Origin of the sequence: Fibrisoma limi BUZ 3 (genome assembly GCF_000296815.2) — a bacterium.
Classification (GTDB): domain Bacteria; phylum Bacteroidota; class Bacteroidia; order Cytophagales; family Spirosomataceae; genus Fibrisoma; species Fibrisoma limi.
Genome location: NZ_CAIT01000006.1, coordinates 1,450,510 through 1,464,611, shown reverse-complemented (window position 1 = coordinate 1,464,611; position 14,102 = coordinate 1,450,510). Strand labels below are relative to the sequence as shown.

At 52.6% G+C, this 14,102-nt stretch carries 10 protein-coding genes; 5 read left to right on the top strand and 5 right to left on the bottom strand.

Annotation, left to right across the window (positions count from 1 at the left end; all coding sequences use genetic code 11):
• The first annotated feature begins 99 nt into the window (after positions 1-99).
• The 3 genes from BN8_RS14070 (at position 100) to BN8_RS14060 (ending at position 4,103) form a co-directional block, all read left to right on the top strand.
• Positions 100-711 carry a DUF6624 domain-containing protein gene (locus tag BN8_RS14070; protein ID WP_009282565.1) on the top strand — a complete coding sequence of 204 codons (612 nt, stop codon included), beginning with the start codon at positions 100-102 and terminating at the stop codon, positions 709-711.
• A gap of 114 nt (positions 712-825) precedes the next feature.
• A complete protein-coding gene (locus BN8_RS14065) occupies positions 826-1,707 on the top strand; it encodes a sugar phosphate isomerase/epimerase family protein (RefSeq protein WP_009282564.1) in 882 nt (293 codons plus the stop codon).
• A gap of 230 nt (positions 1,708-1,937) precedes the next feature.
• Positions 1,938-4,103 carry a polysaccharide lyase family 8 super-sandwich domain-containing protein gene (locus BN8_RS14060; RefSeq protein ID WP_009282563.1) on the top strand — a complete coding sequence of 722 codons (2,166 nt, stop codon included), beginning with the start codon at positions 1,938-1,940 and terminating at the stop codon, positions 4,101-4,103.
• A 139-nt stretch (positions 4,104-4,242) separates the two neighbouring features.
• Here the strand turns inward: BN8_RS14060 and BN8_RS14055 are convergent, their stop codons facing one another.
• On the bottom strand, positions 4,243-5,673 hold the full coding sequence (locus BN8_RS14055) for an aldehyde dehydrogenase family protein (protein ID WP_009282562.1): 1,431 nt from the start codon (positions 5,671-5,673) through the stop codon (positions 4,243-4,245).
• Positions 5,674-5,808: 135 nt separating this feature from the next.
• On the opposite strand from BN8_RS14055, the gene BN8_RS14050 reads away from it, so the two are divergent.
• Together BN8_RS14050 and BN8_RS14045 are read left to right on the top strand one after the other, a co-directional pair.
• A complete protein-coding gene (locus BN8_RS14050; protein WP_009282561.1) occupies positions 5,809-7,026 on the top strand; it encodes a helix-turn-helix domain-containing protein in 1,218 nt (405 codons plus the stop codon).
• A gap of 293 nt (positions 7,027-7,319) precedes the next feature.
• The gene (locus BN8_RS14045; RefSeq protein ID WP_009282560.1) at positions 7,320-7,829 is read left to right on the top strand and encodes a pyridoxamine 5'-phosphate oxidase family protein; all 510 of its coding nucleotides are present in this window, start codon (positions 7,320-7,322) and stop codon (positions 7,827-7,829) included.
• A gap of 177 nt (positions 7,830-8,006) precedes the next feature.
• Here the strand turns inward: BN8_RS14045 and BN8_RS14040 are convergent, their stop codons facing one another.
• The 4 genes from BN8_RS14040 to BN8_RS14025 all read right to left on the bottom strand — a co-directional run bounded on the left by BN8_RS14040 (position 8,007) and on the right by BN8_RS14025 (position 14,048).
• A complete protein-coding gene (locus BN8_RS14040) occupies positions 8,007-10,784 on the bottom strand; it encodes a COR domain-containing protein (RefSeq protein WP_009282559.1) in 2,778 nt (925 codons plus the stop codon).
• Between the two features lie 123 nt (positions 10,785-10,907).
• Positions 10,908-12,512 carry an aldehyde dehydrogenase (NADP(+)) gene (locus BN8_RS14035; RefSeq protein WP_009282558.1) on the bottom strand — a complete coding sequence of 535 codons (1,605 nt, stop codon included), beginning with the start codon at positions 12,510-12,512 and terminating at the stop codon, positions 10,908-10,910.
• Between the two features lie 41 nt (positions 12,513-12,553).
• Positions 12,554-13,489 carry a sugar phosphate isomerase/epimerase family protein gene (locus tag BN8_RS14030; protein ID WP_009282557.1) on the bottom strand — a complete coding sequence of 312 codons (936 nt, stop codon included), beginning with the start codon at positions 13,487-13,489 and terminating at the stop codon, positions 12,554-12,556.
• A 193-nt stretch (positions 13,490-13,682) separates the two neighbouring features.
• A complete protein-coding gene (locus BN8_RS14025) occupies positions 13,683-14,048 on the bottom strand; it encodes a DUF1801 domain-containing protein (protein WP_009282556.1) in 366 nt (121 codons plus the stop codon).
• Positions 14,049-14,102 lie beyond the last annotated feature (54 nt).

Sequence of the window (14,102 nt, the reverse complement as noted above, 5' to 3'; positions counted from 1 at the left end):
GCATTTGTTGAACCGGTCATAAAGAGCTAAATCACGGCGACCAATTCCACGTGTAGTCAGGCCGTTCCGCTGTCAACGTATCTATTCACTTCTGGTTTGATGCTGTATCCTGACATTGCCCAAACGTTAATCGCGTGCCGTAAGCACGACCTTGACGTTAGACAGCGGCTTATTGACGAAGGCGACTTGTTCGGGGGCTATAATCCAGAGATGGAAAAAGTCCACCTCGAAAACGCCCGACGACTTCAGGAGATAATCGCTGAAATTGGCTGGCCGACACAGGAGCAAGTTGGCGAGGAGGCCAGTCAGGCGGCCTGGTTGATTGTTCAGCATGCGATCAGCTTGCCTGCATTCATGAAAAGCTGTCTGGCGTTGATGAAAGAGCACGAAAAAGCCGGGACTATTGACCCAGTCAACGTAGCTTTTCTGTCAGACCGGATTGCTATGTTCGAGAATCGCCCGCAGTCGTACGGAACTCAGTTTGTGGACGATGACCAGGGCCAGCTTGTTCCTTACGCGCTCGACGCTTCGATCGATCAGGTGAACCAACGTCGTCAGCAATTGGGGCTGAACACCATCGAGGAGCGATTAACGGAACTAACCGCTCAGATGCGGGTCGAGCAGGAAAAACAACGAACGGCAGCCGAGAGGCAGGTAGCGCAGAATGAGTACGATACGTGGCGCCGAAAAGTTGGGTGGCTTTCTACGTAGCTACCGTTGGCGTTGCTTTACCCGATAGGTAGTAAACCCCGCCAGGGGGCTTTTTACGTAAAGCCGCTACGTGTTCAGGGTTTCGGCCATCGTCACTTCCCCAGTCTGCTCACTATGGTTGCTATGGATAGGAACACATTTCTTAAGGAACTGGCGCTGCTGACCGGAGCTTCTTTCCTGTCGGGGCCGACATTTGCTGCTGAACCAGGCCTGAAGAAGTCAGCCATCAAACTGGGACTTGTTACGTACCTATGGGGCAAAGACTGGGACCTGCCCACGCTGCTGAAAAATTGTGCGGATACCGGTATGCAGGGTGTTGAACTCCGGGTAGATCATGCGCATAACGTAACGCCTGAACTGACGGCGACCCAACGCCGGGAGGTCAGACAGCGATTTGCCGACAGCCCCGTTAAACTGGTGGGCTTCGGTACCAATCAGCAGTTCGATTTTATTGAGCAGGAGCGGGTTAAAGCCTCTATTGAGCGGACAAAGGCATTTATCCGGTTAAGCGCCGATGTAGGTGGGTCGGGCGTGAAAGTGAAGCCCAACGCCTTGCATAAGGAAGTTCCGGTGGAGAAAACGCTGACCCAGATCGGCGAATCGCTGAACGAACTGGCCCGGTACGGTGCTGAACTCGGCCAGCAGATCAGGCTGGAAGTACACGGCGAAGAAACCCAGGAGCTGCCTATTACGAAGCGGATTATGGACATAGCTTCTCATCCGAATGCTACGATCTGCTGGAACTGCAATCCCCAGGACCTGAACGGGAAAGGATTTGCCTATAATTTTAATCTGGTCAAAGACCGGTTCGGTGCCACCTGCCACGTACGTGAACTCGATCGGACCGACTACCCGTATACCGAACTACTGACCAATCTGGTCAACATGAATTATACCGGCTGGGTCCTGCTGGAATGCCATACCAACCCGCCCGATAAAGTAGCCTCTATGAAGGCGCAGCGCGCTGTTTTTGACCGGATGATCAGCAAGGTATAAAAACCTCAACCCCTCACACTTGAGTGAGCTTGGTCAGATACCATTCGGGGTAGATGGTGGTTCAACGCCTTTTCTGGAATGAGAGTCGTATACGGCTTGTTGGTCTGGATTCAGGCCCGCTAAAGGTGGCTTAGGCCACTTTTTGTTTTTATTGACCTCTCTGCAACCGATAGAAAACGCGTCAAATCAGCTTTAGCCGGTAACTAACCCCTAGATTTACCTTACTCTCCATGAAATCCATTCATCGTTGGCTCTTATCGCTGTCGGTTGCTCTCCTGTTTGTCTCCGGCTGCCTTGCCCAGAACGATCTCAAGCTCATTAAAGAACGTATTGTGGCTGACCTGATGGCCGGAAAAATTGTCGACAGCCAGGTGGAGAGCATAATGGCCAGGATGAACGACGATGGCAGCTTTCGGGGGATCAACTACGAAGATTTGAGCCGAACGGCTGGCTTTCCGCATGGCGGGCACACCCGTGATCTGGTGTATCTGGCTAAAGCCTACAAAAACAAGACCTCGAAATACTACCGAAACAAGCCACTAAAAGACGCAATCAGCAGGGGGCTGGCATTCTGGGTTAAGCATGACTTTGTGGGCGACAACTGGCACGACAATCAGATTACAACCCCCACGAACCTGGGTAATCTGATGCTGGTGATCGGCGACGAGTTGCCAAAGGAACTTGTGACTAAAGCACAGCCCATGATTGGCCGGGCCAACATGAACGCGTCGGGTGCCCGACCCAGCGGTGACCGCATCGTGATTGCCGGGATTCTGGCCAAAAACCTGCTCTCCCTGAATGATTATCAGGAGTTCGACAAGATTGTTAAAATCATTGAAGGAGAGATGAAATTCGCGACCGGCGAACGGGGGCTACAGCACGATTACAGCTTTCACCACCGGGTCGACCGGGTCAACAACACCTCGTCTTATGGTTACGGAAAATACGCCAATGCCTATGGCGACTGGTCGTACTACGTAGCCGGTACCAAATACGCCTTTGCCAAAGAGAAGATAAACCAACTCGTTGACTACTACCTTGACGGTATCTACAAACAGATGGTGTACGGCGTCTACGAGGACATCAGCGTCAAGAATCGCAGTATTTCGGGCAAGGCTACCTTCCACCCGCAGAGCACACTCGAAATTGAACGGGTGCTGGTCAGTACGGACTACCGCAAAGCCGAACTGGAAGAAATTATCCGGCTGCGTAAGGGAGAGGCTAAGCCGTCGTCATCCTTCGCGAAATTCTTCTGGCAAACCGAGCATTTTGTGTTCCAGCGCCCGAATTTCTACACTACGGTACGGATGTTTTCGACCCGTAACCGCAACATGGAAGAACCCTACAACGGGCCGGGTAAACTGACCCACCACCGCGCCGACGGTACGAACTACTTAATGCTGAAAGGCGACGAATACCACAACATCTGGGCGGTGTACAACTGGCAAAAGATTTCGGGGACAACCATCATGCAGAAGCCCGAGCTGCCTGCGCCTGACCAGATTCAGAAAGAAGGATTGACGGATTTTGTGGGTGCGGTAACGGACGGCTTATTAGGCGCTGTTGTCTTCGATTTCAAGAGCCCGCACGATGGGGTGGAAGCCAAGAAAGCGTGGTTCTTTTTTGACAAAGAGTATGTTTGTCTGGGCACCGATATTACGGCAAAGCAGGCGTTGCCGGTCGTTACCACCGTCAATCAGGTGCTGATGCGGAGTGACGTGCGCATGATGCGGGACGGTACGGTCCAACCTGTACCGAAAGGCAGCCGAACCCTCGATAAAGTGAAATGGGTTCACCACGATAGGGTAGGCTATATCTTCCCGCAACTGGCCACCGTTGGCCTGTCTAATCAGACCGAAACGGGCCGCTGGTCGGACATTACCGACCAGAAAAACATCAGTAAGGAGCTGGTCAAAGAAGACGTGTTTGCGTTGTGGTTCGACCACGGCAGCAAACCGGTCGACGCTTCCTACCAGTACATTGTCGTACCCGCTGTGTCGGAGGAGCAATTAGCCCAGACCGCCGGCACGAATCGCTCCATCGAGATACTTGCCAATACCCGTGAACTACAGGGGGTGAAACATGGCCAGTCGGGAGTTACGCAGGTAGCTTTTTATAAAGCAGGAACCGTCGATATCGAGAAAGGTATAAAAGTCGGTCTGGACAGTCAGGGTATGGCCATGCTGAAAATGCAGGGCGGCCGACTGAAGGAACTGACTGTTGCCGACCCGTCCAGAAAGCTGAACCGGATGGTGCTGTCGGTGACCGGTCTGTATAATGTCAAAGGCGAAAACTACCGTACGCTGGTCGATGCCGAGCAAAACACCACCCTGTTCATTGTGGATTTACCGCAGGGCGTCTATACTGGCAAAAGCGTTTCACTACGTATTGACTGATGGGCGCTGCTTTGCTTCCGGTGTGTAGGTCCAGTAGGCCTTGACCACCGGGAGCAGAGCGTCAATACTCCGTTCGTATACTCGTTACAAACGTACCTAACGTATCAATTCATCAACCCCTGCTGCCGATGGTGGTGAACTACACGTATTTTGTCAGCCAGCCGATCAGCTTCCTGACCTTATCGGTGTAGGGTGGGTACAGGAATCGGGTTGTTCCGAACTCGCGTTGCATAACGCCCCGCTGGTTCGAAAACTCCTGAAAGCTGAAGAATCCGTTTGATTTGCCCAGGCCGCTGTTGTTGACTCCCCCGAACGGTAACTCCACGTTCCCGAACTGGAGCATCGTATCGTTAATGACCGTATCGCCGGCCGAGGTCTGGTCCAGTACGTACTGAATATTCCGACGGTTGCGGCTGTGCATGTACAGGGCCAGCGGTTTTTCACGGGTATTGACCACGCGCAGCGCGTCGTCCAGATTCGCATACGTCAGCACGGGCAGCACCGGACCGAATATCTCTTCCTGCATGATCCGCATGTCATCCGATACGCCCTCCACTACGGTAGGCTCGATGAAATTGTCGGCTTCGTTCATCCGGCCGCCAACCGTAACGGTCGCGCCTTTCTGAATGGCTTCGTCCAGCAGGTCGCGGATGCGCTGAAAATGCCTGCGGTTAACGATCCGGGCGTAGCTGTCCGATGCTTCGACGGGTTGTCCGTTCGGGCGGTACATGGCCTCAACGGCTTGTTGGAAGGCGTTCATGAACGGCTCCTTGACCGACTCCTGTACGAGCAGGTAGTCTGGGGCGATGCAGGTCTGGCCGTTGTTGATGTACTTGCCCCACGCCAGTTGCCCGGCCGCCTGATTGAGGTCGGCCGTTTCGTCGACGATAGCGGGCGATTTGCCGCCCAGTTCGAGCGTGACTGAGGCCAGATGTTTAGCCGCAGCCGCCATCACAATCCGCCCAACGGCCGGGCTCCCCGTAAAGAAGATGTGGTTGAACGGCAGGTCGAGCAGGGCCTGGGCTACGTCGGCGTCACCTTCAACCAGAGCCACTTCCTCGGCAGGAAACAAGTCGCCGACCATTCGGTTGAGCAACGCGGCCGTGTGAGGTGTCATCTCCGACGGTTTCAGCATCACGACGTTCCCGGCCGCGATGGCCGACACCAGCGGGCGGACAACCAGCGAGAAGGGATAATTCCACGGTGCCAGGATCAGTACGTTGCCCTTTGGCTCGTGCCGGATGTGGCTTTTGGTGCCAATCAGACTAACGGGCGTGGGCACACGCTGCGGTTTCATCCACTGCTTCAGGTGCTTGACCGTGTGCCTGATCTCGCTGATTACGGCATACAGTTCCGCCAGGGTTACCTCGGCCGCCGGCTTCCGGAAATCGTCGTACATCGCCTTCTGGATATCGGCTTCGTGGTTGGTAATCCAGCGCTGAATTCGTCGGATGCGCTCGATCCGCTGGTCGGCGCTAGTCAGGGCCTGCTGGCGAGCGTGTCGTCGCTGTTTGTCAAACGTAATTTGAAGCGAATTGCGGAGATTGGTTTCCGTAAGCAGCGTAGTCATAGGTTCGGTAGGCTGGAGTGAGTTTCCTGCAAATCAATACATTAAAAATACAACTGAACTGGTCTATTTGTTACGGTTGGCATTTAAAAACGGAAACGTATATCTTAGCTAAAATTTAACATTAACCCCGACCGGATGTCGCTCGTCAGTGAAAATATCCGATACCTGCGCAAACTCAACGGGTTAACGCAGGAACAGTTTGCCAGGAAAATAAACATCAAACGCTCATTGTTAGGGGCTTACGAAGAAGCCCGCGCCAATCCGAACCAGCAGAACATGCAGGCTATTGCCAAGGCGTTTAACACGACGGTTGAGTTGCTGACCCGGCAGGATTTACGGAAACTTCGCGAGACGCCCAACCTGAGCATCCCCCTCGGTCAACCTGCCCGGTCGTCGGAGCCCCGCTACGAAAAATCGACAGAGCAGGCCGGTATCCATCCCGATCTGTCCGATATGTTCGCGCAGCCGGAGCCAGTTCCGGGCCCTGAGCCGCAGCCGCTGTCGAATCTGCTGAACAAATATTACCGGGGGCCGGAAGAAAACCGTTCGGCCGAACGCACTACGTCGCCCCTGGTGCCTCCGGTCATTACGCCCCCCGTCCGGCCGACAGAAAACCGGCAGCCTTCCCCCGCTACCGTTCCGTTTACGCCACCCGCTCCCCGGCGGACAACGGGAATCCGGTTGCTGTCTCAGCCCATGACGTTTCGTCGTGTGCAGGCCAATGCACCCGGTCATGCGCCCGTCGACCGGCTCTTTGGTACGCCCGCGTCCAGTCCGGCAACTTCCCGTCCCGCGTATGCTGCGCCGGATTCATTAAGTTTCAATAACGTATCCGACGGGAACGTAACGTCTCGACCCAGTGCAGGCTCGCAGAACGCCCAGGCAAACATTCCGGTCGTGATGCTGTCGCAGTTTGGCGATTATACGCAGCGGTTCCAGCAAGCGGATTTTGTCGGTCAACTGCCTATGATGCACCTGCCGACTTTGCCCGAAGGCCAGTATCGCGCTTTTGAAGCGGATGCCGATTTTGCCTACCCCGGTGCCTTGCTGGTGGGGCAGTTTGTTCGCAACTGGTTCGATATTGTCGACGGACGGCTCTACGTCCTCCTCATTCAGGGAGCCCGCCCGGAGGTATGTTGCCGTCGGGTATTCAGCCAGGTGAAGGTTAAAGGAACCCTGCTGCTGACCGCCGACAAAGCCAGCGTGCCCAGCCGCGAAATTGCCCTGAAAGATGTGCTGGAAGTCTGGGAGGTGAAAGCCTTCGTGAGCCAGCAACTGCCGCTGCCCGCCCCCAACACCGACCGCTTGAAACAACTGGCCGAGGAATTGCGGTTTGAGGTGGAGCGACTGTAAACGTCCTACCCGAACCGGTTCCTGACCCGGCCGGCGAGGTTTCTTAAAGCCCCGCTGGCTGACGCCTTGAGCCTGCTTTCCCCTTTCCTGATTCCATAGTTACGGAACAAAATACTTGTTCAGAAACACCCCTGGTTTACTGGCTAATCGCTGGTTGAACGTATCCTTCTCTCTGAACCGTCCGGTTGCTACGGATTGGCGGACCGTTGCCTCATTATCAAAATTGAAGGCTAAACTTCGTAAACTCCATCAATGATATATAGTTAAGGAAGTGCACCCAATCAACAGCACGAATGCAAACACAAACGTTGCAGCCCCTGGAGCTTCATAAGTTGAAGGAAGAAATCAAGGATATCAGAACGGCCATGCTGACGACGCAGCGCGAGGATGGCGAATTTCATAGCCGGCCGATGGCGACGCACGATGTAGATGATGACGGTTCCATGTGGTTTTTTACGTACAAGAATTCAAACAAGGTACGTGAAATCCAGCAGAACGATCGGGTGAGTCTGGGTTTTGTGGATACGGGAGACGAGACCTACGTAGCGATTTCAGGCAACGCCGAGGTCGTTGATGATCGGCAGAAGATTGAGGAGTTGTGGAACGATGTTCTGAAGACCTGGTTCCCGGATGGAAAAGACGACCCGAACATTACGTTGCTCAAGGTAACGACGCATTCGGGCGAATATTGGGACCGGCCGGGTGGTAAAATGATGCAGTTGTTCGAAATGGCCAAGGGTGCACTGACGGGCCAGCCGGATACGTCGGGCCGGGATGAGAAGTTTGGCGAAGAACCCAGATAAAGACAGTTTTATGTAGTGACTTTTTGTACCTTCCTCTATGTTTAACCGAGCTTTAGTGGCGGGGTAAAACCCAAGACCAAAGCTTTTTTATTGGTCATTTCCCAATCTACATTCCGCCAGATATGGGGTGAATTTGACGTAGAAAAGGAATTTGATTCATCCTCCTTTTTAAACAAACTAGTTTTGTCCTTTTCTCATTTGCTTGACAACCTTTTCTATTCCTTCTGATACGTTTCGCCAAGCCGCATCTTTACTGGTCCATTCCATAACTGCCTTGCCGTCTTTCGGTAAGGCCTGAATTGTTGAGAAGGGAGCACTCCGCCAGTTCACGTCGCGGACAATGATTGGAATAACACGCGCCTGCCCGTTCTGATGGCGTTCCAGTGCCCGGTCCATTTCTTTCTCGTAGCAGTAGTCAGAAGCAATAAAATCAGCGCTTACCAAGAGTAAGATGATGTCGGCTCGCTCCAGGTTTTCATCAATCTTAGCCTTCCAGTCGTCGCCAGCGTCAATATCGCGGTCGTTCCAGCTATCGATCAAGCGTTGACGTTGCAAAAGTTTGAGGTGAGTTTCCAGCTCATTTCGTAAAGTTTCGTCTTTATGCGAATAGCTGTAAAAGATACGGATGCTTTCAGTTTTGCTTTCCATTTTCTTTTTGGTTGAACGGGTTCCTTCCAGATCTACTCCGTTTAAGAGGTCATTCACATTAATGTCAATGATGTCGTCGCCTTCAACTTCTGTGTACGTAAGGAGTTTCTTTTCTTCTAGCACCTGTAGCTTTTTATACGGAATGACTAAAGCTGGCCGATCCGGGACGGGAATCATCTCCTGCGGTTGCAAATTACGGATGTCACCATGAATCCGGTCAAAATCAGAACGGATGATAGCCAGTAACCGACGACGGCTCTGCATCGGTCCGTCAACCGAAATCAAAACTTTCTTATCCTGTATATCTGCCTTAACTAAAGCACGATTTTTTTCAAATTCTAAAATTACGCCGGTTCGCCAACGAGGTAAACCAGTGCTCAGACTATGTGTTCGGACGATAAAGCGGGGTAATAATCCTTCCGGAATGATTATATAATGGTATTGAAAATTTAAGCAGGATTTTGGTTCAAATTCCTCGGCTTCCTGAGCTTCGTTTTTCTCTAACAGTTCAGGAATCAGGTATTTGTTATCGTCTTCCGGAAAGCGAAAGCATAATTCAAACTTTCGCATCAGATCCAACAGGAAGCGGTGCATATGAAATGGATACTCATTTCTGTCTAAAATCTGAGCAATAAGGTTTAAGCTTAGTTCTCCTTTTTGCTTATCTACCTGCTCCGAGTTTAGAATCTTGTAAATACCGTTGGTTACCCAGTGCGGGTTTAAGACGTGCGTATCCTGCAGGCGCGGGTCGTCTTTGTAGTTTAAGGCAATACCCAGACTATGTAAGTAGAAAGCCAGTGATTCCTGAGCCGCTGGGTCTTGTTCTCCCAACATTTCGCATTCTGCCCGGTATTCGTCGAAACTCAGGTAGTTTTTCCATTGGCTGGACAGCCGGTCTTTGATTTGAAACCAACTGGCTGGAAAAGCATCCCGCAGGTGTTCCAACTGATCGGTTTCCCGTTCAATGACCTTCTTCAATTCATCAATTCCGGTAGCATACTTACAATCAGTTTTTACAAAACCACGAATGTGCGGATATTTTTGCTGCAAGCCGCGTCGATTAACATCGAAAGGATGTTCTTTGATCTTGTTCAGTACGACAACAACAGGCGAATTATCACTGAAGCTGTCAATCAGTTTCAACCAATATTCGGCCTCGGCTTCTTCATTACCCTGTCGTCCGTTAAGAACCAGTACATACAAACTACGCTGGGTTAAAAAAAACTGGTGCGTAGCGTGCATAATCTCCTGGCCACCAAAATCCCAAATATTTAAACGAACTGCTTCATGACCATGCAGCATTAAGTCCCACTTCGTGATACTGATTCCTTCAGTTTTTTCTTCTCCCTGGTTGAATTGATTGTAAACCAGCCGATTCACTAGGGAGGTTTTACCAACTTCACCGCGGCCTACTAAAATTAATTTAGCTTCATTTAAAGGACGGCGGTCCTCCAGTAATCGAAAATAATAGTCTAAGATCCTATCAGAATCAAATCTATCCTCTATTACTTCCGGCGGTATACCGAGATCTGTGTTGCCTCGCAAATCTAACAACCTTAATAAGGTGAGATGTTGTAATGACTTAGGCAAGACCGTCAACTCATTGGTATGGAGGGATAACTCCCTCAGTTGGGTAAGCTGACCAATGGACTCGGGCAAGGTCGTCAACTCATTGTTACGGAGGTCTAACTCTGTCAATTGGGTAAGCTGGCCGATGGACTCAGGTAAATCCGTCAACTGATTGTTGGGGAGGTCTAACTCTGTCAGTTGGGTCAGTTGGCCGATGGACTCAGGTAAATCCGTCAACTGATTGTTGGAGAGGTCTAGCCTGGTTAGTTGTGTAAGCTGGCCGATGGACTCAGGCAAGACCGTCAACTGATTGGTATGGAGGTCTAACCTAGTTAGTTGATTAAGTTGACCAATAGACTCGGGCAAGACTGTCAACTGATTGGTGGAGAGGTCTAACTCCGTCAGTTGGGTAAGCTGGCTGATGGACTCGGGCAAGACTGCCAACTGATTGTCATGGAGGGATAAACTGGTCAATTGGGTAAGCTGGCTGATGGACTCGGGCAAGACTGCTAACTGATTGTCATGGAGGGATAACCTGGTCAATTGGGTAAGCTGGCCGATAGACTCGGGCAAGATTGTCAACTGATTGTCATAGAGGTATAACCTGGTCAATTGGGTAAGCTGGCCGATGGACTCGGGCAACGAGGAGAGATTTAGTCCGGACAAGTCTAATATCTCAGATAACTTGCTACGAGTATTTTTGATACGCCTTAACGCTTCGCGCATGCTATCTTCCATAAGGTGTGGTTCGACTTTTAAGATTCTTTACTCATTCGGTTCTTCTATTCCTAAAACCAAAACTCCCAAAGCTTGTAAGTTCATCAGCTTTGGGAGTTTTGGTTTTGTTCATGCTACAGTTTGTTAAACTTCCCTCTTCGTCATTTCCCCATCTACATTTCGCCAGATGCCGAGCGGGTTGGCGTTCTGCAGGGCAGCGGGTAGCAGCGCATCCGGGAAGCTCTGGTACGATACGGGGCGTACAAACCGTAGAATAGCCGCCGTGCCGACCGAGGTGGTGCGGCTGTCGGTGGTGGCGGGGAATGGTCCGCCGTGGGTCATCGCTTCACAGACCTCAACTCCTGTTGGATACCCACCAAACAGCACCCGGCCTGCTTTTTCCTGGAGAAGCGCTACCCAGTCGAACGCCGATTGCTGTAGTTCGTCTTCGGTCGCGTATAACGTAGCGGTCAATTGACCCTCCAGTGAGTTCAGGCTGTCTGCCAGTTCTTCTTCCGTATTGCACACAACTACCAGCGAACTCGGGCCAAATACTTCTTCGGCCAGGGCTTCATTGCTCAGAAACAACGGAGCGGTCGTACTTAGCAGGGCCGGGCGGCCTTCCGTGCGGCTGGCTTCGGCCGGGACCTCGCCTTCGGCTACCAGATGTACGCCGGGCAGTACGTGCAGTTGCTGAATGCTTTTTTCGTAAGCCTGCCGGATGCGGCTGTTCAGCATGGTCGCCGGTGACGTAGCCCGAACTTCCTGCGCGACCGTTTCCATAAACGATTCGGTCTGGGGGGAGTCAAGCAGAAACACCAGCCCCGGATTCGTGCAGAACTGCCCAACGCCCAGCGTAACGGAGGCCGCCAGTCCCTTGGCTACTTTTTCGAAGTTTTCGCGGATGGCACCGGGGAAAACGACCACCGGGTTCACGGCGCTCATCTCGGCGTAGACGGGAATGGGTTCCGGCCGGGACTGTGCTACCCTGAGCAGGGCCAGGCCGCCCCCTCGTGAACCGGTAAACCCAACGGCTTTCACGGCCGGATGAGCCACCAGACTCTGCGCTACCTCGTTATCGGCGTGCAGCAGGGAGAAAACACCCTCCGGCATACCGGTTTTCTGCGCAGCCGTTACGATCGCGCGGCCTACCAGTGATGACGTACCGGGGTGCGATGGGTGAGCTTTCACGATCACCGGACAGCCAGCCGCCAGCGCTGAGGCCGTATCGCCCCCGCCTACGGAAAAAGCCAGCGGGAAATTACTGGCCCCGAACACGACCACCGGGCCGAGCGCGACCAGCATCCGGCGAATGTCGGGGCGGGGCAGGGGCTGGCGGTCAGGCATGGCGGGATTGATGCGGGCGTCGACCCACGATCCTTCGCGAACGAGCCGGGCAAACAGCCGGAGCTGGCCCGTGGTGCGGCCCCGCTCGCCGGTGATCCGTCCCTTGGGCAGGCCGCTTTCCAGCACCGCCCGTTCAATCAGCTCGTCGCCGAGGGCCTCGATTTCGTCAGCGATGGCTTCCAGAAAACCAGCCCGTTCGGTTGGTGTCAGCTTGGAATAGGCCGCAAACGCATCGGCCGCTTTTTGAATGGCCAGATCAGCCTGTGCGGCCGATACGTTCGTAAATTCGTCGGAAAGGCGGTCGTCCTGCGCCGGAGCATAGGCGTAAAATACGTCCCCGTCGCCCGGTACTTCGTCGGTACCAATAAAATTAACCCCCAGTGAGCGCTCTGTAGCTTGCATACGGTTATTAAAAAGTTTCTTGAGCTTGAGTCAAAGGTACGTTATACCAGTGGTCCGACGCGTTCCAATAGCTCTTTTGTTTTCTTAATGCCGGCGTATTCGTCCAGTTTTTCGCCTTCGTATTCAATACCGGCGATGCCCCGGAAGCCGCTGTCTTTAACAATCTTGAGGATGCGGTTGTAGTCCGTTTCAATGCAGTTGCCATTGGCGTCAAACTCGTGGGTTTTGGCGCTGACGCCCTTGGCAAACGGCATCATCTCGGCTACGCCTTTGTACCGGTCGTATTCTTCCGTGCATTTGCCGCCCCATTCGGTGCCGTCGCTGCGTTTGATGCAGAAGTTACCGAAGTCGGGCAGGGTACCGACGTTTTTCATGTTCACCTGCTTCATCACCCCCGATAGCCACTGGCCGTTGGACGAATACCCGCCGTGGTTCTCAACGATTATATTGATGTTCATCGGTTTGGCAAATTCGCCCAGTTTACCCAGGCCTTCAACGGCGGCTTTGGCTACGTCTTCGGCCGTTCCGCGTCCGAACGAGTTGACCCGAATGGTTTTGCAGCCGAGGTATTTAGCACACTCCACCCACTTCTTGTGTTTCTCGACGGCTTCGTTGCGCTTGGCCGCATCGGTTTCGGCCAGCCCGCCTTCGCCATCGATCATGATGAGGTGGTTCGTAACCCCGTTATCCTTGCAGCGTTTCAGAAGGTCATTCAGGTAGGCCGTGTCTTTGGCTTTGTCCATGAAAAACTGGTTGACGTACTCGACAATGCTGATGCCGAATTCATTTTTCGCAACCGCCGGGAAGTCGAGGTTAGTGAGCTTGCCCGCCCGGATGGATTTGTGCAGCGACCACTCGGCCAGCGAAATATCGAAGAACATTTTTTTTGCGGTCGGTTCGGCAAAAACCGTGGGCAGCGCGGCCATACCGGCCAGCGCGCCGGTGGCCTGTTTCAGAAAAGATCGACGGTCCGTCATTGTAATGTATCAATTTTAGATTTTAACGGGAAAAGATTGAAAATGGCTGCTTTTACCGATGTATGTACACGCATAAATCCGGTTAAAGTGCTAAGTTCGCTTTTTACGTGTCGTAAGTACTGCGCACGAACGGGTCTGACGGCACGTCTGACCCGGTTTGTTGAAGCTGGATGGTTATCGGTCAGACGTACCATCAGGCCTTGCGGGGTTGCGTTTCGTTCAGCAGTAAGGCTTCGTGCAGATACGTTAGAACGAGTTCTTCGTCGGCAGCGGTAAGAAACCGGACCACGAGCGACTTAACCGTTTTCCGGCCCCGATCCTCGAGTCGGCCGGTTTCGTCGGTCAGTTCCATGCCCCGCAGGAAAGCTACGTCTATAGATTCATCGTTACGCAGAACGTTTAAATAACAGACAAATTGATTTCGATAGGTATAAAAAGGCACGTTCCAGCTTATTTTCTCGGTAATGCCCGGAGCCGCGTTCAGAATCAACTGACGCAGCCGACGAAGCAGCACCTGACAGGAAGGAAGTTGGTTTTCTATGTAATCGTCGACCGTCATAATCCGTGTTGTTCGATAACAAAAGACAGTTTTACCCCGTTAAAAAACAAGTTG

What these genes read in the sequence shown, in the direction of transcription:
- BN8_RS14070 (WP_009282565.1), top strand. Translation starts at nt 100, where the DNA reads ATGCTGTATCCTGACATTGCCCAAACGTTAATCGCGTGCCGTAAGCAC.
- BN8_RS14065 (WP_009282564.1), top strand. Translation starts at nt 826, where the DNA reads ATGGTTGCTATGGATAGGAACACATTTCTTAAGGAACTGGCGCTGCTG.
- BN8_RS14060 (WP_009282563.1), top strand. Translation starts at nt 1,938, where the DNA reads ATGAAATCCATTCATCGTTGGCTCTTATCGCTGTCGGTTGCTCTCCTG.
- BN8_RS14055 (WP_009282562.1), bottom strand. Translation starts at nt 5,673, where the DNA reads ATGACTACGCTGCTTACGGAAACCAATCTCCGCAATTCGCTTCAAATT.
- BN8_RS14050 (WP_009282561.1), top strand. Translation starts at nt 5,809, where the DNA reads ATGTCGCTCGTCAGTGAAAATATCCGATACCTGCGCAAACTCAACGGG.
- BN8_RS14045 (WP_009282560.1), top strand. Translation starts at nt 7,320, where the DNA reads ATGCAAACACAAACGTTGCAGCCCCTGGAGCTTCATAAGTTGAAGGAA.
- BN8_RS14040 (WP_009282559.1), bottom strand. Translation starts at nt 10,784, where the DNA reads ATGGAAGATAGCATGCGCGAAGCGTTAAGGCGTATCAAAAATACTCGT.
- BN8_RS14035 (WP_009282558.1), bottom strand. Translation starts at nt 12,512, where the DNA reads ATGCAAGCTACAGAGCGCTCACTGGGGGTTAATTTTATTGGTACCGAC.
- BN8_RS14030 (WP_009282557.1), bottom strand. Translation starts at nt 13,489, where the DNA reads ATGACGGACCGTCGATCTTTTCTGAAACAGGCCACCGGCGCGCTGGCC.
- BN8_RS14025 (WP_009282556.1), bottom strand. Translation starts at nt 14,048, where the DNA reads ATGACGGTCGACGATTACATAGAAAACCAACTTCCTTCCTGTCAGGTG.